Source organism: Lentzea sp. NPDC036949 (genome assembly GCF_055608075.1).
Window position 1 is genome coordinate 22,157 of the sequence record NZ_JBVJRA010000023.1, and the last position, 20,746, is coordinate 42,902.

The 20,746-nt window shown below is 70.7% G+C and carries 19 protein-coding genes and 1 pseudogene; 9 read left to right on the forward strand and 11 right to left on the reverse strand.

Going from position 1 to position 20,746, the window contains the following annotated elements; all coding sequences use genetic code 11:
* Positions 1 to 43: 43 nt before the first annotated feature.
* The 5 genes from ACZ7CD_RS37365 to ACZ7CD_RS37385 form a co-directional block, all read right to left on the reverse strand.
* Positions 44 to 1,198 carry an ROK family protein gene (locus ACZ7CD_RS37365; protein ID WP_360398316.1) on the reverse strand — a complete coding sequence of 385 codons (1,155 nt, stop codon included), beginning with the start codon at positions 1,196 to 1,198 and terminating at the stop codon, positions 44 to 46.
* A 4-nt stretch (positions 1,199 to 1,202) separates the two neighbouring features.
* The gene (locus tag ACZ7CD_RS37370; protein ID WP_360398318.1) at positions 1,203 to 2,633 is read right to left on the reverse strand and encodes a sugar ABC transporter permease; all 1,431 of its coding nucleotides are present in this window, start codon (positions 2,631 to 2,633) and stop codon (positions 1,203 to 1,205) included.
* Between the two features lie 20 nt (positions 2,634 to 2,653).
* Positions 2,654 to 3,427: an ATP-binding cassette domain-containing protein gene (locus ACZ7CD_RS37375; RefSeq protein WP_053738513.1), complete on the reverse strand. Its 774-nt coding sequence runs from the start codon at positions 3,425 to 3,427 to the stop codon at positions 2,654 to 2,656.
* Positions 3,428 to 3,503: 76 nt separating this feature from the next.
* Positions 3,504 to 4,628: a sugar ABC transporter substrate-binding protein gene (locus ACZ7CD_RS37380; RefSeq protein WP_360398319.1), complete on the reverse strand. Its 1,125-nt coding sequence runs from the start codon at positions 4,626 to 4,628 to the stop codon at positions 3,504 to 3,506.
* Between the two features lie 192 nt (positions 4,629 to 4,820).
* A complete protein-coding gene (locus tag ACZ7CD_RS37385; RefSeq protein ID WP_470380758.1) occupies positions 4,821 to 5,414 on the reverse strand; it encodes a TetR/AcrR family transcriptional regulator in 594 nt (197 codons plus the stop codon).
* 531 nt (positions 5,415 to 5,945) lie between these two features.
* On the opposite strand from ACZ7CD_RS37385, the gene ACZ7CD_RS37390 reads away from it, so the two are divergent.
* A complete protein-coding gene (locus tag ACZ7CD_RS37390) occupies positions 5,946 to 6,659 on the forward strand; it encodes a class I SAM-dependent methyltransferase (protein ID WP_470380730.1) in 714 nt (237 codons plus the stop codon).
* Positions 6,660 to 6,749: 90 nt separating this feature from the next.
* On the opposite strand, the gene ACZ7CD_RS37395 is transcribed toward ACZ7CD_RS37390, so the two are convergent.
* Complete coding sequence (locus tag ACZ7CD_RS37395; RefSeq protein ID WP_470380731.1) at positions 6,750 to 8,435, reverse strand: DEAD/DEAH box helicase; 1,686 nt, start codon at positions 8,433 to 8,435, stop codon at positions 6,750 to 6,752.
* Between the two features lie 179 nt (positions 8,436 to 8,614).
* Between ACZ7CD_RS37395 and ACZ7CD_RS37400 the strand changes: the two genes are divergently transcribed.
* The gene (locus ACZ7CD_RS37400; protein ID WP_458433676.1) at positions 8,615 to 9,703 is read left to right on the forward strand and encodes a YihY/virulence factor BrkB family protein; all 1,089 of its coding nucleotides are present in this window, start codon (positions 8,615 to 8,617) and stop codon (positions 9,701 to 9,703) included.
* A gap of 72 nt (positions 9,704 to 9,775) precedes the next feature.
* Here ACZ7CD_RS37400 and ACZ7CD_RS37405 read toward each other — a convergent pair whose 3' ends face one another.
* Complete coding sequence (locus tag ACZ7CD_RS37405) at positions 9,776 to 10,027, reverse strand: DUF3039 domain-containing protein (RefSeq protein WP_360398327.1); 252 nt, start codon at positions 10,025 to 10,027, stop codon at positions 9,776 to 9,778.
* Positions 10,028 to 10,058: 31 nt separating this feature from the next.
* Between ACZ7CD_RS37405 and ACZ7CD_RS37410 the strand changes: the two genes are divergently transcribed.
* Positions 10,059 to 10,946, forward strand: coding sequence for a pseudouridine-5'-phosphate glycosidase (locus ACZ7CD_RS37410; RefSeq protein ID WP_360398329.1), 888 nt, complete (start codon positions 10,059 to 10,061; stop codon positions 10,944 to 10,946).
* Positions 10,943 to 11,821: a carbohydrate kinase family protein gene (locus ACZ7CD_RS37415; RefSeq protein WP_360398331.1), complete on the forward strand. Its 879-nt coding sequence runs from the start codon at positions 10,943 to 10,945 to the stop codon at positions 11,819 to 11,821. Before ACZ7CD_RS37410 ends, ACZ7CD_RS37415 begins: the two co-directional genes overlap by 4 nt.
* On the opposite strand, the gene ACZ7CD_RS37420 is transcribed toward ACZ7CD_RS37415, so the two are convergent.
* A complete protein-coding gene (locus ACZ7CD_RS37420; protein ID WP_360398333.1) occupies positions 11,818 to 12,153 on the reverse strand; it encodes a DUF3099 domain-containing protein in 336 nt (111 codons plus the stop codon). The two genes, ACZ7CD_RS37415 and ACZ7CD_RS37420, sit on opposite strands and share 4 nt — an antisense overlap.
* 54 nt (positions 12,154 to 12,207) lie before the next feature.
* On the opposite strand from ACZ7CD_RS37420, the gene ACZ7CD_RS37425 reads away from it, so the two are divergent.
* From ACZ7CD_RS37425 to ACZ7CD_RS37445, 5 genes and pseudogenes are all read left to right on the forward strand, one after another.
* Positions 12,208 to 13,707, forward strand: coding sequence for a PucR family transcriptional regulator (locus tag ACZ7CD_RS37425; RefSeq protein ID WP_360398335.1), 1,500 nt, complete (start codon positions 12,208 to 12,210; stop codon positions 13,705 to 13,707).
* Positions 13,708 to 13,717: 10 nt separating this feature from the next.
* A pseudogene (locus ACZ7CD_RS37430) lies at positions 13,718 to 15,185 on the forward strand (DUF7782 domain-containing protein).
* Positions 15,182 to 15,607 (forward strand): D-aminoacyl-tRNA deacylase, encoded by a 426-nt coding sequence (gene dtd, locus ACZ7CD_RS37435; RefSeq protein WP_360398339.1) that lies wholly within the window; start codon positions 15,182 to 15,184, stop codon positions 15,605 to 15,607. Before ACZ7CD_RS37430 ends, dtd begins: the two are co-directional and overlap by 4 nt.
* 238 nt (positions 15,608 to 15,845) lie before the next feature.
* Positions 15,846 to 16,832 (forward strand): sigma-70 family RNA polymerase sigma factor, encoded by a 987-nt coding sequence (locus tag ACZ7CD_RS37440; RefSeq protein WP_360398341.1) that lies wholly within the window; start codon positions 15,846 to 15,848, stop codon positions 16,830 to 16,832.
* A 271-nt stretch (positions 16,833 to 17,103) separates the two neighbouring features.
* Positions 17,104 to 18,768, forward strand: a complete 1,665-nt coding sequence (locus tag ACZ7CD_RS37445) for a fumarate hydratase (RefSeq protein ID WP_470380732.1) — start codon at positions 17,104 to 17,106, stop codon at positions 18,766 to 18,768.
* Positions 18,769 to 19,319: 551 nt separating this feature from the next.
* Here ACZ7CD_RS37445 and ACZ7CD_RS37450 read toward each other — a convergent pair.
* The 3 genes from ACZ7CD_RS37450 to ACZ7CD_RS37460 form a co-directional block, all read right to left on the reverse strand.
* The gene (locus tag ACZ7CD_RS37450; protein ID WP_470380733.1) at positions 19,320 to 19,691 is read right to left on the reverse strand and encodes an alpha/beta fold hydrolase; all 372 of its coding nucleotides are present in this window, start codon (positions 19,689 to 19,691) and stop codon (positions 19,320 to 19,322) included.
* A gap of 16 nt (positions 19,692 to 19,707) precedes the next feature.
* Positions 19,708 to 20,232 carry a hypothetical protein gene (locus tag ACZ7CD_RS37455; protein ID WP_360398347.1) on the reverse strand — a complete coding sequence of 175 codons (525 nt, stop codon included), beginning with the start codon at positions 20,230 to 20,232 and terminating at the stop codon, positions 19,708 to 19,710.
* An 85-nt stretch (positions 20,233 to 20,317) separates the two neighbouring features.
* The gene (locus ACZ7CD_RS37460; protein WP_360398349.1) at positions 20,318 to 20,686 is read right to left on the reverse strand and encodes a hypothetical protein; all 369 of its coding nucleotides are present in this window, start codon (positions 20,684 to 20,686) and stop codon (positions 20,318 to 20,320) included.
* Positions 20,687 to 20,746 lie beyond the last annotated feature (60 nt).

Here is a 20,746-nt window from a genome sequence, read left to right on the forward strand (position 1 = left end):
GATCTCCGGCCCCTTCGCTTCCGCGGGTGGTCTCCCCCAGCGGTCAGATGGTGTCGAGCACCGGTTCGAAGGCCAGCTCCGCTGCGCCGACGAGCTTCGCGTCCCTGCCCAGCGGGGACGTGACGACCTGGGTGCCGCCGACGGCCCTGGAGACGAGGCTGCGCCGCTGCACGGCCGCGCTGACCCCGTCGACCACCGACGCCGGCAGCGCCGTGTAGAGGTCGCCCAGCACGACCATCTCCGGGCCGAGGACGTTGACGATGTTCGCGAGCCCCAGTGCGAGCCAGTCGGCGAACTCGTCGAGCACGGACGGGTCGTCGAGTGCCCGCAGCGCCGCGACGACAGCGCCGCGCGGGGCGTCGTCGGGCAGGCCGAGTGCCCGGCACAGCGCCGGTTCCCCGACCTCGGTCTCCCAGCAGCCGGTGCAGCCGCAGTAGCACTGCCGCCCGCGCGGGTTGACCACCATGTGCCCCAGCTCGCCGACGTAGCCGCCGGTGCCGCGCAACGGCTGCCCCGACAGGATCACGCCGCCGCCGACGCCCACGTCGGCGGAGATGTAGACCATGTCCGAGGACTGCTGCGCCGCGCCGCGCACGTGCTCCGCGAGCGCGCCGAGCTCCGCGTCGTTGCCGACCTGGACGGGCACCTTCAGCACCGCCTCCAGGCGTGTGCCGAGGGCCACGTCCGTCCAGTGCAGGTTCGGTGCCTCGTGCACGTGCCCGTCGGCACGCCGCACGACTCCGGGCACCGAGACGCCCACTCCGACGGCGGTGGCGTCGAGGTCGTCGGCCATGAGGCGCGCCGAGTCGACGATGTGCGTGATGACCTCACCCGGATCACGCGTCCGGTGCAGGTTCCAGCTGTCCCGCCCGAGGATCTCCCCACCGAGGCCGACGAACCCCATCGCCACGTGCTCCACGCGCACGTCGATCGCGATCACGACCGCCGCGTGCGGCTGGGGCAGGACGAGCAGGGACGGGCGGCCCGCTCCGCTGCGCAGAGCGGGCACGCGTTCGGCGACCACGCCGGCTTCGGCGAGACCGTCCACCAGTGCCTTGATCGTGCTGCGGTTGAGCCCGAGCTCGGCCGCGAGCGACGCCCTGGTGGACGGTCCGTCGACGTGCAGGCGGCGCAGCAGCGCCGTCCTGTTGTGCCTGCGGATCTCGTCGGGACGGGTGCCGGACGTGGGTCCAGTCACCGCGTCAGCGAGCCGAGTTCGCCGCTCGGCGTCGGGACAGGGCGTCGACGCTCGCGGCGAGCAGCAGGACCAGACCGGTCACGATGAACACGACCGCGGCGGGCTGCTTGAGCAGGCCCATGCCGTTCTGGATGATCGCGAGCACGGCGCCACCGATGACGGCGTCGCGCAGACGGCCCTTGCCACCGAACAGCGACGTGCCACCGATGACGGCCGCACCGACCGACAGCAGCAGCGTGTTGCCGCCACCGGCGTTCGGGTCGACCGAGCCGACCTTCGACGAGTACACGATCGCGCCGATCGCGGCGGCGGAGGAGGCGATCACGAAGACGCTCATCCGGATCCGCTCGACGTTGATGCCGGCACGGCGCGCGGCTTCCTTGTTGCCACCCACGGCGTAGACGTGGCGGCCGTAGGAGGTGCGGTCGAGCACGAAGGTGCCGATCACCAGCAGCACGAGCACCAGCGGCACCACGTACGGCACACCCTCGATGACGACGAGGTTGCTCGGCGCGCGGTTGAGCGAGAGCGCGTAGGTGATGACGGCGGCCAGCACCGCGAGGGCACCGATCTTGGCCAGCACCAGCGTGGTCGGCTGGGCCACGAGGCCCCGGCGCAGGCGGGAGAAGTGCCGGGTGAGCACGACCGCCGCGTAGCCGCCGACGGCGACGACGAACAGCACCCACGAGCCGACGAAGTTGAGGTTGCCGTTGGCGACGTTGAAGATCGTGTCGTCCCGCAGGCCGAGCGTGCCGCCCTGGCCGATGAGCTGCAGCACGACACCGCCCCACACGAGGAACAGCGCCAGGGTCACGACGAACGACGGGATGCCGACCTTCGCGACCAGGAAGCCGGTGATGCAGCCGATGGCCGCGCCGACGCAGACGGCGAGCAGCATCTCCAGCCAGGCGTTCGCGGGAACGCCGACGGCGGCGATCACCAGTGCGATGGCCGACAGCGCGGCGCCCGCCCAGATCTTCATCACCACGGCGAGCACGATCGCCAGCACCAGCAGGCCGCAGAACACGTAGAACACCGTGTCGCCCATGCCGCCGAGCAGGTTGCCGTTGTGGATCAGGTGCAGCGCCATCACCGCAGCGGTCACACCGGACGCGGTACCGGCCGACAGGTCGATCTCGCCGAGCAGCAGCACGAACACCAGGCCCATCGCGATGATGGTGATGCTGGCGCCCTGCTGGAGCAGGTTGGCGAGGTTGCCCAGGGTGAAGAACGTGTCGGACAGCGAGCTGAACACGATGAGCAGCACCACGAGCCCGAGGAGCGCGGGAAGCGAGCCGAGCTCGCCGCCGCGGACCCTGGCCCAGTAGTCGCGCACCGCTTCGCCGGTGGACATGGAGGTCGTGTCGATGCCGAAGTCGGAGATCGCGCCCTGCTGGGCGGTCTCCGCCTCGTGCGTTTCGGTGGTGTCGGTCATGCTGGCCTCTTCGGAACTCATCAGATCGTCGCCGCCTCGGGGCGGGCGATGCCCAGGTCACCGGAACGTCCGGCGGTGATCAGCTCGACCACCTGGCCGTGCGTGACGTCCTTGGACCCCACGACGGCGGCCATGCGGCCCAGGTACAGGCACGCGATGCGGTCGGCGACCTCGAAGACGTCGTTCATGTTGTGGCTGATCAGGACGACGCCCAGGCCCTGCTCGGCGAGCCGGCGGACCAGGTCGAGCACCTGGCGCGTCTGCGCGACGCCGAGTGCGGCGGTGGGCTCGTCGAGCAGCACGACCTTGCTGTTCCACAGCACGGCCTTGGCGATCGCCACGGTCTGGCGCTGACCACCGGACAGCGACGAGACCTGCGTGCGCACCGACTTCACCGTGCGCACCGACAGCGACGCCAGCGTCTTGCGCGCCGCCTGCTCCATGTCGGTCTCGTCGAGCAGACCGCCCTTGGTGCGCTCGCGGCCGAGGAACATGTTCTGGACGATGTCGAGGTTGTCGGCCAGCGCGAGGTCCTGGTAGACGACCTCGATTCCGAGCTCTGCGGCGTCGCGCGGGCCCTTGATGTGCACCGGTTCGCCGTTGAAAAGGACCTCACCCGAGTCCGTCGGGTGGATGCCCGCAATGCACTTGACCAGCGTCGACTTGCCCGCGCCGTTGTCGCCGACGAGGGCGGTGACCTCGCCGGGGTTCACGACGAGGTCGATGTCGTGCAGGACGTGCACGGGACCGAAGCTCTTGTTGATGCCGCGCAGCTCGAGAATCGGCTCGCTCACTGGGGGTTCCTCCGGAGTTACCACGCGCCGAGGCGGGGTGCGCAGTCCGCACCCCGCCTGGACGCAAGCGGTCCTACTACTTGATGCCGAGCTCGGTGCAGGCGGCCTGGGTGTCGGCCACGCAGATCTCCGAGGCCTTGACGAAGCCCGCGTCGACCACGGACTTGACCTTGTCCTTGGTGATCAGCTGAGCGGTGAGCAGCACGGACTTGACGTCGCGGTTGGCCTTGCCGTCCTTCGTCGTGCCGGTCGCGAGGGCGTCGGCGGCGGCCGTGTCGCCCTTGGCGAGGGCGGCGGCCAGCTTGGCGGCGGCCTCGGCCTCGTCCTTGATCGGCTTGAAGACGGTCATGTACTGGTCACCGCGGAGCACGGCCTGCAGACCGTCCGGGGTGGCGTCCTGACCGGTGACCGGGACCTTGCCGTTCAGGCCGACCTTCTTGAGGACCGTGATCACCGCGCCGGCGAGGCCGTCGTTCGCGGCGACGACGCCGTCCACCTTGCCGCCGTTGGAGGTCAGGATCTGCTCGAAGACCTGGCCACCCTTCTGGTTGTCCCAGTTGTCGATCGGCTGGGACTGCACGAGCTTGAGCTTGCCGGACTCGTAGAGCGGCTTGAGGACCTTCTGCTGCCCCTCGTGGAACAGGGTCGCGTTGTTGTCCGTCGGCGCGCCCTCGACCTCGATGACGTTCGCGCCCTGCGGCGCGGCCTTCAGCGCGTCCGCGAGGCCCTGGCCCTGCAGCTCGCCGACCTTCACGTTGTCGAACGACACGTAGTAGGACGAGGAGCCACCGGTGTTCAGGCGGTCGTAGTCGATGACCTGGATGCCCTGGGCCTGCGCCTTCTTGGCGACGGAGGCGCCGACCTCGCTGTTGGGCGTGGCGATGATCAGGACCTTGACGCCGGCGTTGATCATGCCGTCGGCGAGGGTGCTGAACTTCTGGACGTCGCCCTGGGCGTTCTGGATGTCGGGGACGAGCCCCTCCTTCTCCAGAGCGGCCTTGAGGAGCGGCTTGTCGAAGCCCTCCCAGCGTGCGGAGGAGGCGGTCTCAGGAAGGATCACGCCGACCTTCGCGCCACTGCCGCTGCCAGAGTTCGTTTCGGTGCTTCCCCCGGTGCCGGAGGACGTGTTGGCGCCGCACGCCGAAACCGCCAGGGCGAGGCCCGCGGTAACGGCGATGGAAGCGAGAGTCTTGCTGCGCATCCGCCATCCCTTTCACTGCGCTGTGTCACAGAGAATGTTGTGGCGCACAACGTATGCCCGACATACGCGTGACCGGAACCACACTGCATCGATTAAGTCGTCACGATGCGGTAACTCTGCCGCAATTTAGCTACCGAGCGTTGTGAGAGCGTTACCAAGGCACTACTGCAACCAGTACTGATATATCGGATATCAGTTGTCGGCAGGTGAATCGATGGCCGGTCGAACGACCCGTCGAACCAGCTGTCGAACGCTCTCCGCGTCCGGCCGCGCCTGCCGGTCGGCGAACAACAGGTGGGCGCTGCCGATGAGCATCGGCGCCAGGCCGTCGACCTCGACGTCGGCCTCGACCCGGCCGAGCCGCTGTTCCGCGGCGAGGTAGGCCGCGATCAACTCGACCGCCTCGGTCAGCACCGGCACCCCGGCGGGCCAGGTGTCGCGCAGCCGGGCGCGCAACTCGTCGCGGAAGGTGATCAGCGCGACCACCGACACGGCGACGGACGTGAAGACCGCCTCGACGGCCTCGGCCAGGTTGCCGACGACCGTCCCCTCACCCGCGGTCAGCTCCGCGAGCCGTCGTTCCGTCCTGGTCGCGCGGTCCACGACGAACGCGGCGAGGAACGCGTCGAAGTCCGCGAAGTGCCGGTGCAACACACCTTTGGCGACGCCTGCGGTCTCCGTGACCGCGCGGCTGGTCAACGCACTGGGACCGCCCTCGCGCAGCACTTGCTCGGCCGCGCCGAACAGCTGTTCCCGCACGTCACGCAGATGCACCCCGGTCGGCACGGCTCGCGCCTCCACCCTCGCTCGGTTCACAAGTGGGCGCATGCCCACTAGAGTGGGCACATGCCCACTCTAGCCGGGTGGTCGCAGAGCTTCGGCTCGGACGCCGACCGCTACGACCGCGCTCGCCCGCCCTACCCCGCCGAGATGGTCGACCGGATCGCCCGCATCGGACGCGGTCCTGACACGGGCTCCGGCCGGGGTCCTGCCATGAGCTTCGGCCGGAGTCCCAGCGCGGGCTCCGACACGGGCTCGGGCCGGGGTCTCGATACGGACTCGGGTCGGGGTTCCGCCGCGGGCTCCGGCCGGAGTTCCGGTGCGAGCTCCGACACGGGCTCGGGCCGGGTTCCCGACACGAGTTCCAGCCGCAGTTCCGCCATAGGCTCCAGCCGAGTTCCCGACACGGGCTCTGGCCGGAGCTCCGGTGCGAGCTCCGGCTGGGGTTCCGACACGGACTCCGGCGCAACCTCCGAACGCGGGCCCAACACAGACTCCGGCCTGGGCTACGCCACTGGCTCCGGCGCGAATCCCGACATGGGCTTTGGCCATGGCCCCGACACCGGCTCCGCCCCGGGCCTCGGCACCGGTCCGCGCGTGCTCGACGTCGGCTGCGGCACGGGCATCGCCGCCCGGCAACTGCGGGACGCGGGCTGCACCGTGCTCGGTGTCGAGCCCGACGAGCGGATGGCCGAGTTCGCCCGCGGCACCGGTGTGATCGTCGAGACGGCGGCGTTCGAGAGCTGGGACCCGGCCGGCCGCACGGTCGACGCCGTCGTCGCGGCCCAGTCGTGGCACTGGGTCGATCCCGCTGTCGGCCCCGCTCAGGTCGCGCGGGTGCTGCGGTCCGGTGGGTTGTTCGTCGCGCTGTGGCACGTGTTCACGCCGCCGGACCCGGTTGCTCAGGCCTTCGCCGATGCGTACCGGCGCGTCGTGCCCGACGCACCGTTCCAGCTCAGCACGACGGCCGAGCAGGCGCTGCAGAGCTACGCGACTGGCTGTGCCCGGACCGCCGACGCGTTCCTGGCCACCGGCGAGTTCAGCGGTGCCGAGCAGTGGCGTGCCGACTGGGAGCACAGCTACACGACCGGCAGCTACCTCGACCTCATGCTCACCACGGGCTCGCTCACGCCGCTCGCCCGCGACAAGGTCGATGTCGTCGTCGACGCCGTCAGCAACGCGATCGACGCCATGGGTGGTGGCTTCACCGCGAGCTACAGCACGCTCGCGGTCGCCGTCGTCCGAGCTTGAGCGATATATCGCATACGGGATATCGCATACTGGATACCGGATATGGCATATCGCCTGATCAGCGATGTGCCATATCCGATATATCGGCGCTCACCAGGAGCGGAGCGTCGCGATCCGCTCTTCGAGCTGCTCGATGCTCGCCATCGCCGTCACCGGGCCACCGCAGTACTCGCGCAGCTGGTTGTGGATCTTGCCGTGCGGCTTCTTCGTGCGGTGGTGGTGCATGGCGACGAGGGTGTTGAGCTCCTTGCGCAGTGAGGCGAGCCGTTCCTGGACGCTGGCCGTCCGCACCTCCCGCACCTGGGCTTCCGCCTTGGGGCGCTTGGCCGCTGACGCGAGCTGCTCCTCCTGGCGTTGCAACAGGAGCGTGCGCACCTGGTCGGGCTCCAGCAGCCCCGGCAGGCCGAGGTACTCCTGCTCCTCCTGCGAGCCCGCGAACGCCGCCGTGCCGAACGACGAACCGTCGTAGATGACCTGGTCGAGCTCGGCGGTGGTGCCCAGCGCGGTGAAGGCGCGTTCCTCCTCGCCGGGTTCGTCCTTGGTCTGGTTCGCGTCGGCGAGCAGCTCGTCGTCCCAGCCGTCCTTCTCCCGGTGCGGCTTGCCCAGGACGTGGTCGCGCTGGGCCTCCAGCTCGGCCGCGAGCTGCAGCAGGACCGGCACCGAGGGCAGGAACACCGACGCGGTCTCGCCGGGCTTGCGGGCGCGCACGAAGCGTCCGACGGCCTGCGCGAAGAACAGCGGGGTCGACGACGACGTGGCGTACACGCCGACCGCGAGCCGCGGGACGTCGACGCCTTCGGACACCATGCGGACGGCGATCATCCAGCGTTCGTTCGTCGCGGCGAACTCGGCGATCTTGCCCGAGGCCTTCGGGTCGTCGGAGAGGACGACGGTCGCGGTGTGGCCGGTCACGCGCAGGAGCACCTGCGCGTAGGCCTTCGCGGTCTCCTGGTCGGTCGCGATCACCAGGCCGGCGGCGTCGGGAATGCCGTTCTCGCGCTTCTGCGTGAGCCGCTGGTCGGCGGCGCGCAGCACGGAGGCCATCCAGTCGCCGGCCGGGTCCAGCGCGGTGCGCCAGGCCCGCGCGGTCTGCTCCTGGGTGAGCGGTTCGCCCAGCCGTGCCGTGAACTCCTCGCCCGCGCTGGTCCGCCACGACGCCTCACCCGAGTACGCCATGAAGAGCACGGGCCGGACGACGCCGTCGCGCAGCGCGTCGGAGTAGCCGTAGGTGTGGTCGGCCTTCGAGGTCTTGAACCCGCCCGCGCCCTCCTCGTACTGCACGAACGGGATCGGCGAGTCGTCGGAGCGGAACGGCGTGCCGGTCAGGCACAGCCGGCGCACGGCGGGCGTGAACGCCTCGCGGATCGCGTCACCCCACGACTTCGCGTCACCGCCGTGGTGGATCTCGTCGAGCAGCACGAGCGTCTTGCGGTTCTCCGTGCGCACCCGGTGCAGCGACGGGTGCGCGGCGACCTGGGCGTACGTGACCGCGACACCGTGGTAGTCGCGGGAGGTGATCGCGTTGGTGTTGCGGAAGTTCGAGTCGATCGCGATGCCCTGCTCGGCCGCGGACTTCGCCCACTGGTGCTTGAGGTGCTCGGTGGGCGTGACGATCGTGACGGCCTCGATCGTGCGGTCGGCGAGCAGCTCGGCCGCCACCCGGAGGCCGAAGGTCGTCTTCCCCGCACCGGGCGTGGCGACGGCGAGGAAGTCCTGGGGCTTCGCCGCCAGGTACTTGGTCAGCGCGCGGCGTTGCCATGCCCGCAGCGGTCGCATTGCTGCTGTCGCTGTCGCTGTCGCTGTCACAGACGTGTTTCTCCTCGTTTGCGCAGGTCGAACGTGGTTTCGACACAAAACTGCCCTCAGGCAGGCCGTCGCCGAGGGCACCCCGACCCTACCTGTTCCGGACGCCGATGCCGCGAAACGTGGCCACATGCACCATGCTTGACCTTGCGATGGGCTCGCCTACCGACAACGACGCACGCAGGTCCGGCCGCAAGACGCCGCTGCGTCTACTGGCGCGCACGCTGTCGAAGGCGTGGCAGGGAAACATCTTCTCAGAAGCCGCCGAGGCCGCGTTCTGGCAGACGCTCTCGTTCCCCCCGCTGCTGCTCGGAGTGCTGGGCGCCATGGGTTACCTCGGCGACTGGTTCGGCTCCGCGGTCGTGAGCGCCGTCCAGGACAGGATCATCGGGTTCACCCGGACGATCTTCAGCGGGGACGTGGTGAACGGGGTGATCCAGCCGACGGTCACCGAGATCCTGAGCACCGGCAAGGGCGAGATCGTCTCCATCGGCTTCCTGATCTCGCTGTGGGCGGGGTCTTCGGCGATGTCGTCGTTCGTGGACGCGATCACGGTCGCGCACGGCCAGTACGGCGTGCGCAACGAACTGTGGCAGCGCCTGTTCGCCCTGCTGCTGTACATGGTGTCGCTGGTCGCGCTGGTGGTCGGCCTGCCGGTGCTGGCGCTGGGCCCGGAAATCCTGCCGCAGCTGTTCCCGGCGTCGTGGCAGCCCTACGTCGAGACGTGGGTGAGCCGCTTCTACTACCCCGGTGTGGGGCTGCTGCTCGTGCTGTCGCTGTCGATGCTCTACAAACTCGCCCTGCCGCGGAAGCTGCCGTGGCACCGGGTGCTGCCCGGCGCGGTCCTCGCGATGGCGGTGTTCATCCTGTCGTCGATCGGCCTGCGCCTGTACATCCAGTGGATCACCACCACCGGCTACACCTACGGCGCGCTGGCGACGCCGATCGCGTTCCTGCTGTTCGTGTTCTTCATCGGCCTGGCGATCACGATCGGCGCGTACTTCAACAGCGCCATCCAGGACATGTGGCCCGCGAAGATGACCCGCCGCCAGCGCCGCCGGTGGCGCCGCCTGGAGCTGGAACGCGCCGCGTCGCGCATCCGCGAGGAGGCCGCGCGGCCCCGGCCGGCCAGGCCGGAGCAGACCGCCCACACCGCGCCCTCTCCCGCCGACACGCAGCTCACGACACCGTTACCGGTCCAGGCCGTCAAGCAGGAACGCGAACGCACCAGCGGCCCCTGACAGGTCCGCGACGCACGCGAGCCCCGGCGCCTGAGCAGCAGGCGCCGGGGCTCGCGTCGCAGGACAGGAGGGCTACTCCTCGCCGCCGCCCTCGGGCAGGTTCTCGTAGATCTTCTTGCAGTCCGGGCACACCGGCGAACCGGGCTTCGGCGACCGCGTGACCGGGAAGACCTCGCCGCACAGTGCGACCACGTGGGTGCCCATCACGGCGCTCTCGGCGATCTTCGCCTTGCGCACGTAGTGGAACATCTTCGGGGCGTCGTCCGAGGACTGGTCGGTCTCATCCGGCCGTACGTCGACCTCGGGGAGAGTCTGGGTGCTCACCCGCCCAGAGTACCTGGGAAGATGCCCTCTCGTGACTACGCTGCACATCGCTGAGGAAGTTGCCGCCGCACTGGCCGAGAACCGGCCGGTCGTCGCACTTGAGAGCACGATCCTGTCCCACGGGCTGCCCGCCCCGCGCAACCTGACCGTCGCCGCACGCCTGGAGCGCGTGGTGCGGGAGGCCGGTGCCGTCCCGGCCACGATCGCCGTGCTCGACGGCGTGCCGCACATCGGCCTCACCACCGCCGAGCTGGAGCGGGTCTGCTCCGAGGAGCTGCTGAAGCTGTCCCTGCGCGACCTGGGCGCCGCCTGCGCGCTCGGCCGCAGCGGTGCCACGACCGTGGCGTCCACGACCGCGCTCGCCCACCGGGCCGGCATCCGCGTGTTCGGCACCGGCGGCCTCGGCGGTGTGCACCGCGGCGCGCACGAGACGTGGGACGTCTCGGCCGACCTCGACGTGGTCGCGACGACGCCGGTGCTCGTGGTGTCCTCCGGGGTGAAGTCGATCCTCGACATGGGCGCGACGCTGGAGGTGCTGGAGACCCGGTCCGTGCCGGTCGTCGGCTACCGGACCGACCGCTTCCCCGCGTTCTACCGGCGCGAGTCGGAGTTCGGCGTGCCGTGGCGGGTCGAGGACGCGAAGCAGGCGGCCGCGGTGTTCGCGGCGGGCGAGCGCGGCATGCTGCTGGTCAACCCGATCCCGGAGGCGTTCGAGATGGACGCCGGGCTGCACGACCGGCTGCTCGCCGAGGGCCTGCGGAAGCTCGTCGACGGCGACGTGCGCGGCAAGGACGTCACGCCGGTGCTGCTGGAGCACTTCCACACCGCGAGCGGGGGCGTGAGCCTCGACGCGAACGAGGAGCTCGTCGTCAGCAACGTCCAGGTCGCGGCCGAGGTCGCGGTGGAGCTGTGCCGGTGAGGCCGGTCGTCGTGGTCGGCGATGCCGGCCTGGACGTCGTCGCCCGCCACTCCGGCCCCATCGCGCACGGCGGTGACGTGCGCGCGAAGGTGACGATCGAACCCGGCGGCGCGGGCGCGAACACGGCCGTGTGGCTGGCCGCGTGCGGTGCGTCGCCGGTGCTGGTCGCGCGCGTGGGCGCCGACTCGGCGGGACGGCAGGTGCACGCCGAGCTGACCGCCGCGGGTGTGCGGTGCGCGTTCGCGGTCGACCCGGACCTCGCGACGTGCTGCGTGGTCGTGCTGGTCGACGAGAACGGCCAGCGCTCGATGCTGCCCGACCGCGGAGCGAACGCCCGGTTCTCCCCCGCCGACCTCGACCCCGGCCTGCTCGCGGGCGCGGACGGCCACCTGCACCTGTCCGGTTACGTGCTGCTCGACGCCACCTCGCGGCCCGCCGGGCTGGCGGCGCTGGCGGCTGCGCGGGCGGCCGGCTGGACCACGTCGGTGGACCCGCAGGCCGCGGTGCTGATCGAGGCCACGCCGTGGTTCCTGGAGGACGTGCGGGGCGTCGACGTGCTGATGCCCAACGCCGACGAGCTGGCGGCGCTGGCGGGCTCACCCGACCCGGCCGCGGCCAAGCAGCTGCTCTCGCACGTCGGGACCGTCGTGGTCACCTCCGGCCCGGACGGTGCCTCGTGGGTCGACGCCGACGAGATCGTGTCGGTTCCGGCCGAGCGCGCCGAGTGCGTCGACTCGACCGGTGCCGGTGACGCGTTCGACGCGGGGTTCCTCGCGGCGTGGCTCTCGGGTGCGTCCAAGCGCGACGCGCTGCTCGGTGGCGTGCGCGCGGGTTCGCGGGCGGTCGCCGTCGTCGGCGCCCAGCCGCCCCGTTAACCGTCGATGACGGTCGTGCTCTTCGGTGCGATCGCGCGGCGTTCGACCTGGTGCCGGTTCACCTTCTCGGACTTGCGCGGCGGCCGGTCGTTCGCGATCAGCACGGCCATCCACGGCAACGGCACGGACAGCACGATGAAGAACAGCGCGAGCCACCACGTGTGCGCGAACAGCGCCGCGAGGATGAGACACGGGAAGCGCAGGCTCATCATGATCGCGTACTTGCGGCGCCGGGCGGCGTGCTGTTCCTCGTAGGACGGGGCCGCCTCGGTGATCAACACCGGGGTGTCGTTCCGGTCTGGACTGCTCACGACACCACCTCCGGCATCCATGGTCGCACGTCCGGGTGACGACCGGGACGGCCGGTCGGCGGTTAACATCCGCGGGTGGTCGCCCTTGATCGCCTCGTGGACGTGCTCGGCAGCCTGGGCACGCACCTGGCGTGCGCGCCGAGGGGCCGTGCCGCCGAGCTGCGCGGGGTCGCCCTGCACGACCCGGCCGAGAACACGCCCGCCGCCGCGGGGGACGTGCTGCTGGGCCTGGGCACGCCGTCGGTCGCCGCGGCGGCCCGGCTGGTGTCGTCGACCGCAGCCTCCGCGGTGGTGCTGCACGGCAGGCCGCCACTGGACGAACGGGTCGTGGTCGCCGCGAAGAAGTCCGGCGCGGCCGTGCTGCTCGTGGACCCCTCGGTGCCGTGGAGCCAGCTCGCGAACGTGACGCAGACACTGGTCAACGGCGGCACGCGCACCGGTGACCTGTTCGGGCTGGCCGACGTCATCGCGGGCGTGGTCGGCGGACCGGTGACGATCGAGGACCAGCAGTCCCGCGTGCTCGCCTACTCCTACCGCCAGCAGGACGTCGACCCGGTGCGGGTGCAGACCATCCTGGGCCGCCGGGTGCCGGAGGAGGCCCGGCGCGCGCTCGACGAGTACGGCGTCTTCACGCACCTCGCCTCGTCCGACGAACCGATCTTCGTGCCCAAGCTGACCCCGCAGCTGGGCAACCGCCTGGTGGCCGCCGTGCGCGCCGGACGCGAGCTGCTCGGTTCGGTGTGGGTGGAGGTGACCGGCCCGGTCGACGCGGCCCGCACGGCGGCGTTGGTGGACGGCGCGCGCACAGCCGCGTTGCACCTGCTGCGCTCGCGTGCCTCGACCGACCTCGAACGCCAGGCGGAGGCCGACCTGGTCATCCGGCTGCTCGAACACCCGGAGTCCGCGGACGTCGCCCGGCTCGGCCTGCCGTCGGCGGACCTGCGGGTGATCGCGGTGCAGGCGCACGCGGGCGAGGGCGAGCACGGGGCGGCGGTGCTGGCGTTCCAGCGGGCGACCGCGGGCTTCGGCTGGTCGCGGCCGGGGCGCAGCGCGTTGTTCGGCAACGTCCTCTACACGGTGATCCCCGCCGCCGACGACGCCGTCGACTGGGTGCGCTCGCTGGTGCGGGAGCTGCCGGCGGAGGCGACGGTGCTGGCCGGTGTCGGCGGGCCGGCCGAGGCGACGCAGCTGCCGACCTCGCGCCAGGAGGCCGACGAGTGCCTGGCGCTGTCGACGGGTGAGCCGGTCGTGTACGACGACGCGTGGGCACGGGTGCTGCTGCACCGGCTCGCGGCCGTCGCCGACGCCGGACGGCTGCCGACCCGTGGACCGATATCCAATATATTGCAACACGACGAGGAGTTCGGGACGAACTACGCATCGACGCTGAAGGCGTGGCTCGCAGCCCAGGGTGACGTGCGGGCCGCCGCGCGGGAGCTCAACGTGCACCCGAACACGCTGCGGTACCGCATGCAGAAGATGGCGGAGGTGACACCGCTTCCGCTCGACGACCCGGACCAGCGGCTGGCGATGGCGATCGCGCTGTCGGTGATGAGGCTGTCGGCCACGCGCTGATCCCGGTGCCGTGAAAACATGTGCAGCCGTGCACCCTGATCTTTCCGCCGACCTGTGCGCCCGCCTGCGCGAGGCCTTCGAGAACGCCGGCTACACCGCGGACGGCGTGGTCGACGCGCTCGGCCCGCAGGCCCACGCCGCCCTCGGCAGGGGCGAGCCGGAACCCGCCCGCCGCGCCAGCAGGGACGCCGGGACCCTCGGCACGCTGATCCGCCTGTTCCTGCTCGGCGACACCGAACCCGAGCAGGACGTCCGCAGGGCGCTGGCCGGGACCGACATCGACGACCTCGTCGCGAACGAGGTGCTGACGAGCGAGCTGACCGCCGGGCTGGACGTGCGGCCCTACGAGGACAACTGGTGGGTCATCGCCGACCTCGACTCCGACCTGCGCGGCGGTTCCGTGCCCGAGGACCACGTCCTGGGCGTCGGCCACGCCTCGATCAGCCTCGCCCGCGCCACCCGGCGCACCCCGGTCGGCTCGCTGCTCGACCTCGGCACCGGCTGCGGTGTCCAGGCGTTGCACGCCAGCAAGCACGCCGAACGCATCACGGCCACCGATCTGTCCGAGCGCGCGCTACGGCTCGCACAGGGCACGTTCCGCATCAACGGGCTGGACGTGGAGACGTTGCAGGGCGAGTGGTTCGGCCCGGTGCGCCACCGGCGGTTCGACCAGGTCGTGTGCAACCCGCCGTTCGTCGTCGGGCCGCCGCGGGTCGACTACGTCTACCGCGACTCCGGTCTCGGCGGTGACGACGCGTCGGCGCTGGTGATCCGGCAGCTGCCCGCGTTCCTCAACGAGGGTGGTGTGGGGCAGCTGCTCGCGTCCTGGGTGCACCGCAAGGGCGAGGACTGGGAGGAGCGCGTCTCCGGCTGGCTCCCCCGCGGCGGTGTGGACGCGTGGTTCGTGCAGCGCGACATCGCGGAGCCGGCGCTGTACGTCGGCACGTGGCTCAAGGACGCGGGCGTCGACCCGCGCAGTCCGGAGGGGCGGGCGAAGGCCGCCGCGTGGCTCGACTGGTTCGAGGAGAACGACGTCCAGGGCGTCGGGTTCGGGTACGTGACGCTGCGGCGCACCGACGAGCTGCACTCCGAGGTCGTGTGCGAGGACCTGCGGCACGCGTTCGACGACCCGCTGGGCCCGGAGGCGGCGCGGTGGCTCGACAACGTGGCGTGGCTGCGCGCGAACCCCGACCTGCTCGACCGGACGTTCCGGGTCGCGGACACCGTGCTGCTGGAGGAGGTGTCCGAGGCGGGCGAGGAGGGCTGGCGCAAGGTCGTGGCCCGGCTGCACCGCACCGACGGGCCCGGCTGGCAGCACGAGGTGGACGAGGCGACGGCCAAGCTCGTCGCCGGGTGCACGGGTGCGCTGCCGTTGGCGGACCTGCTCGCGTTGCTGGAGTTATGGAGAAATCGATTCGGAAGCCGCGTTGCCGATCGTTCGTGATCTCATCCGGCACGGAATGTTGATTCCCGCGTGAAAGCCGTTGTGGCGCGCGTCACAGAGGCGAGTGTGGAAGTCGAAGGGGAGGTCGTCGGGGCGATCACCGAGCCCGGATTGCTGGTCCTGCTCGGCGTCCACCACGACGACACGGCGGCCCACGCCGCCAAAATGGCGCGCAAGTTGCACGGGCTGCGGATCCTCGATGACGAGCAGTCGTGCGAGTCGACCGGCGCTCCCCTGCTGGTCGTCAGCCAGTTCACCCTCTACGGGGACACGCGCAAGGGCCGCCGCCCGTCCTGGACGGCGGCCGCGCGGCCCGAGCACGCGGAACCGTTGGTGAACGCCGTCGTGGCGGAGCTGCGCCAAATGGGCGCACGGGTCGAAACGGGACGTTTCCGGGCGGAGATGAAGGTGCGGAGCGTGAACGACGGTCCGTTCACGGTGCTCGTGGAGGTCTGAGGAAAGGCTTCTCAGCCAATCCTCAGATTACTCGCGCAACCGTTGTGACAGCGGCGACGTCTTCAGGTCAGGAAGTCGGGAACGAATTCGGAATCCGGTTCGTTACCCCGGATGAGAGCCAGCAAGCGATGGGATCCACAGAGCGGGCCCGCCGCGAACCGGCACCAGGGCGCAGCGCCGCGCCGCCTTGACCACCGTGCCCGCGACCGCGTCGCCCGCAGCAGGGGGAGGGAGATCCATGACCGTCACCAGGATCTTCGACCGTGAAGTCGGAGACAACACCGCCGTCGAAGCAGCCGACCTCGACGCTCAGGGGCCAGCGGCCGACCTCGTTCGAGTCTACCTGAACGGAATCGGCAAGACAGCGCTGCTCACCGCCGAGGAGGAAGTCGACCTCGCGAAGCGCATCGAGGCGGGCGTGTTCGCCCACCACGTCCTGGAGACGGCCAAGCGCCTGACTCCCACCCGTCGCGAAGAGCTGGGGGAGCTCGTCCGCGACGGCCGCCGTGCCAAGGACCACCTGCTCAAGGCCAACCTGCGCCTCGTCGTGTCGCTCGCGAAGCGCTACACGGGCCGCGGCATGCCGCTGCTGGACCTGATCCAGGAGGGCAACCTGGGCCTGATCCGCGCGGTGGAGAAGTTCGACTACACCAAGGGCTTCAAGTTCTCGACGTACGCGACGTGGTGGATCCGCCAGGCCATCACCCGCGGCATGGCCGACCAGGGCCGCACCATCCGCCTCCCCGTCCACCTGGTCGAGCAGGTGAACAAGCTCGCGCGGATCAAGCGCGACCTGCACCAGTCGCTGGGCCGCGAGGCCACGCACGAGGAGCTCGCCAAGGAGTCGGGCATCTCCGTGGACAAGGTCTCCGACCTGCTCGACCACGCCCGTGACCCGGTATCGCTGGACATGCCGGTCGGCACGGAGGAGGACGCTCCCCTCGGTGACTTCATCGAGGACTCGGACGCGACCGACGCCGAGAGCGCCGTCATCTCCGGCCTGCTGCAGGACGACCTGCGCCGCGTGCTCGCCACGCTGGAGCCGCGCGAGCAGGCCGTGATCCGGCTGCGCTACGGCCTCGAAGACGGTCAGCCGCGCACCCTCGACCAGATCGGCAAGCGGTTCGGCCTGTCCCGCGAGCGGGTGCGCCAGATCGAGCGCGAGGTCATGTCGAAGCTGCGCCAGGGCGAGAGGGCCGCGAAGCTGCGGGCATACGCCTCCTGAGACCCGTTGGGCCAGGTGGTGTCACGGTCGGATCTCAGGCGACCGCGAGCATTGACTTGTGACTCAACGCACGGCACGGTCGGGCGTTACCAAGCCACGCGACGCCCGCCGAGAGCCGGGCGTCGCACACGGAGGAAGGTCGGGGCAGCCGGGGGCTGCCCCGGCCTTCCGCGTTTCGGGCGGCCGTAGCGAAGAACACGGTGGACGGGGCGTGGTACGTCCCTTTGGTGGCGGTACGGTTTTCTGATCCGAACTGCACACCGTTGGAGTTGTGTACGCCGTGCCCACCACTTTCGAGTACACCGACGTCCTCCCGCTCGCGAAGGACACCGAGACCGAGTACCGCCTCGTCACCTCCGACGGGGTGAAGCTGATCGAGGCCGGCGACCGCAGGTTCCTGGAGATCGCGCCGGAGACCCTGACGCTGCTCGCGAAGGAAGCCGTCCGCGACATCCAGCACCTGCTGCGCCCGTCGCACCTCGCCCAGCTGCGCAAGATCATCGACGACCCCGAGGCGTCCGGCAACGACCGCTTCGTCGCGATGGACCTGCTGCGCAACGCGGCCATCTCCTCCGGCGGCGTGCTGCCGATGTGCCAGGACACCGGCACGGCGATCATCATGGGCAAGCGCACGGAGACGGTCCTGACCGGCGGCGACGACGAGCAGGCACTGGCCCGCGGCGTCTACGAGGCCTACCAGGAGCTCAACCTGCGCTACTCGCAGATGGCGCCGCTGACGTTCTGGGACGAGAAGAACACCGGCACCAACCTGCCCGCGCAGATCGAGGTGTTCCACAAGCCCGGCCAGGACCCGGTGTACGAGTTCCTGTTCATGGCCAAGGGCGGCGGCAGCGCGAACAAGACGTTCCTGTACCAGGAGACGAAGGCGGTGCTGAACCCGAAGCGCCTCGCGTCGTTCCTCGACGAGAAGCTGCGCTCGCTCGGCACCGCCGCCTGCCCGCCGTACCACCTCGCGGTGGTGGTCGGTGGCCTGTCCGCGGAGCAGAACCTGAAGGTCGCGAAGCTGGCGTCGGCCCGCTACCTCGACAACCTGCCGTCGGAGGGTTCGGCGTCGGGCCACGCGTTCCGCGACCGCGACCTGGAGCAGCAGGTCCTGGAGCTGACCCGCAACTTCGGCATCGGCGCCCAGTTCGGCGGCAAGTACTTCTGCCACGACGTGCGCGTCATCCGCCTGCCCCGCCACGGCGCGTCCCTGCCGGTCGGCATCGCGGTGTCGTGCTCGGCGGACCGCCAGGCCAAGGCCCGCATCACCGCCGAGGGCGTGTTCCTGGAACAGCTCGAACGCGACCCGGCCCAGTTCCTGCCCGAGGTCGAGGGCGAGGACCTGTCCGACGAGGTCGTCCGCATCGACCTCACCCGCCCGATGGCCGAGATCCGCGAGGTCCTCGCCCAGCTGCCGGTGAAGACCCGCGTGTCGCTGACCGGTCCGCTGGTCGTGGCTCGCGACATCGCGCACGCCAAGATCAAGGAACGCCTCGACGCCGGCGAGGAGATGCCGCAGTACCTGAAGGACCACCCGGTCTACTACGCGGGCCCGGCCAAGACGCCGGAGGGGTACGCCTCCGGGTCGTTCGGCCCGACGACCGCCGGCCGCATGGACTCCTACGTCGAGCAGTTCCAGGCCGCGGGCGGCTCGCTGGTGATGCTCGCGAAGGGCAACCGCTCCAAGCAGGTGACGTCCGCGTGCGCCACGCACGGTGGCTTCTACCTCGGTTCGATCGGCGGCCCGGCGGCACGCCTGGCGCAGGACTGCATCCGCAAGGTCGAGGTGCTGGAGTACCCCGAGCTCGGCATGGAGGCGGTCTGGAAGATCGAGGTCGAGGACTTCCCGGCGTTCGTCGTCGTCGATGACAAGGGCAACGACTTCTTCGCCGAGACCTCCGCCCCGACCCTGCAGATCAGCTTCCGCCGCTAGCTCGCACAGCCGGCTTCCAGCCGAGCTGCCGCAACACCTCAACGGCCGGGCCAACTGATATATCGGTTGGTCCGGCCGTTGCTTGGCCCACTCCTTTGCAACGACTCTTTTGCGGTCGTCGTCCAAAGAGTCGTTGCAAAGGGGCAGGTAGGAGCTGGTCGAGGACGGCGGGCACGTGGGTGAGCGCGGAGATGCGGCCGTCGTCGGCGAACAGGCGGAGCTCGGCGCCGGGGATGCGGCCGGCCAGCCAGCGGGCGTGTGCGACGGGGGCGATGCCGTCGCGTTCGCCGTGCAGCAGCACGGTCGGTGCGGTGATGGCCGACGGGTCGAAGCCCCACGGGTCACGTGGGCGAGGTCGTCGTCGATGAGCGGACCAGGGCCGTTGGCGAGGGCGGGACCGACGACCTGCTCGAACCACGACCAGTCACCGCGCAGCACGGCGAGGTCGGCCTCGGTGAACTCCGGGTCGTACTCGGCGCCGGAGGACTCGTGCTGCTCCTTCGCCGCACGGCCCGCAGCCGCAGCACGCAGCGAGGCCGAGCCGGAGGGGATCATGCCGGCGAAGTGGTCGAGGCCGGCGGCGTCGAACGGCGCCAGGCACGCGGCGGTGACGCGGTCACCGAGCAGAGCGGCACGGCCAAGGCGTGCGGGCCTCCACCGGAATAGCTGACGACCGCGAACGCCGACAGGCCGAGCTCGTCGGCGATGTGCGATATGTCAGTCGCGGCCGACGCCACCGTCCGACCGGGCAGCGGGGTCGACCTGCCGTAGCCGGGCCGGTCGTACGAGAGCCAGCGGACACTCGGCCGGAACAACGGCTCGGGCGGGAGGCCGAGGTTGGGCGTGCCGTGGTGCCAGAAGACCGGCGCCCTCCCCGACGTCGTGCACGTGCAGCTCGCGGTTCCCCAGGCGAAGATCCACACATCGGTGTCCCAGCCGTCAGCCGGACTCCTCGCGGGACTCCAGCACGAGCCGGCGGTCGCCCAGCGGCGCGTCGAGGCGGACGGTCAGCGGGACCTCGCGGACCTCCTGCGTGCAGACCGTGCCCGGCGGCTGCTTGGTGATCGTCACCAGCGTCACCTGCACGACCTCGGCGGACTGCGCGGTCACCTCGGCGCGGGCCTCCTTGCAGCCACCGCCGACGCCGAAGACCTCGACGTCGCGACCGTCGCCGAACACGTAGGCCTCGGTGCGGAAGGTCTCTGACAACGATGTCGAGTCGACCTTCTCCTGAGGCACCGGCGTGACGTCCGGCGGCACGACCGGCTTCTCCTGCGAGATCGACACCGGCGGCTGCACGGGGGCGGAGGGCGAGCTCGACCCCGGCGTCGACGTGCCGGGCGCGGAGGTCCCGGTCGGCGCGGCACCGGAGGAGGAGCTCGAACCCGGCGCGCTCGACGTGCCACCGGACGAGCACCCGGCGACCACGACAGCGAGAGCAACGGCAGCGACGACGTTTCTCATGCGCACCATCCTTGCAAACGGAGCTGAGCGCGGGTGGTGCCCGGCCGACGGGGCAGGTGCCGGCCGGGCACCGGGGGAGGGAGGTCTACTTCTGTTCCTGCCGCGACGTCAGCACGACCGTGCGCTCACCCAGGGGCTCGTCCAGCTGCACCTTCAGCGGGGGGAAGCGGATGTCCATCGTGCACATCTGCTTGGTGAGCGGCAGCGTCTCCAGCAGCTCGATCTTCACGACCGACGCCGACTGCTCCAGCACCGACGCGCTGGCCTTGCCGCACCCGGCCTCCTGGGCCACGACGGTGACGGTCTTGCCGTCGCCCTGGGTCCACGCGGTGCGCGGGTAGTCCGACGCCAGGGCGTTGGTGTCCAGCTTCGTCACCGGTGTGCCGTCGGGCGGCACCTCACCGGGCGCGATGCCCGGCGGCACCTCCGAGGAGGACGAGGTGGCGGTCGGCAAGGTTGGACCGCCACCTGCTCCAGTGCCGGTGTTCTGCGCACTGCCACAGGCGGTCATCAC

What these genes read in the sequence shown, in the direction of transcription:
- ACZ7CD_RS37370 (WP_360398318.1), bottom strand. Translation starts at nt 2,633, where the DNA reads ATGACCGACACCACCGAAACGCACGAGGCGGAGACCGCCCAGCAGGGC.
- ACZ7CD_RS37380 (WP_360398319.1), bottom strand. Translation starts at nt 4,628, where the DNA reads ATGCGCAGCAAGACTCTCGCTTCCATCGCCGTTACCGCGGGCCTCGCC.
- ACZ7CD_RS37390 (WP_470380730.1), top strand. Translation starts at nt 5,946, where the DNA reads ATGGGCTTTGGCCATGGCCCCGACACCGGCTCCGCCCCGGGCCTCGGC.
- ACZ7CD_RS37395 (WP_470380731.1), bottom strand. Translation starts at nt 8,435, where the DNA reads ATGCGACCGCTGCGGGCATGGCAACGCCGCGCGCTGACCAAGTACCTG.
- ACZ7CD_RS37400 (WP_458433676.1), top strand. Translation starts at nt 8,615, where the DNA reads ATGGGCTCGCCTACCGACAACGACGCACGCAGGTCCGGCCGCAAGACG.
- ACZ7CD_RS37420 (WP_360398333.1), bottom strand. Translation starts at nt 12,153, where the DNA reads ATGGATGCCGGAGGTGGTGTCGTGAGCAGTCCAGACCGGAACGACACC.
- ACZ7CD_RS37440 (WP_360398341.1), top strand. Translation starts at nt 15,846, where the DNA reads ATGACCGTCACCAGGATCTTCGACCGTGAAGTCGGAGACAACACCGCC.
- ACZ7CD_RS37455 (WP_360398347.1), bottom strand. Translation starts at nt 20,232, where the DNA reads ATGAGAAACGTCGTCGCTGCCGTTGCTCTCGCTGTCGTGGTCGCCGGG.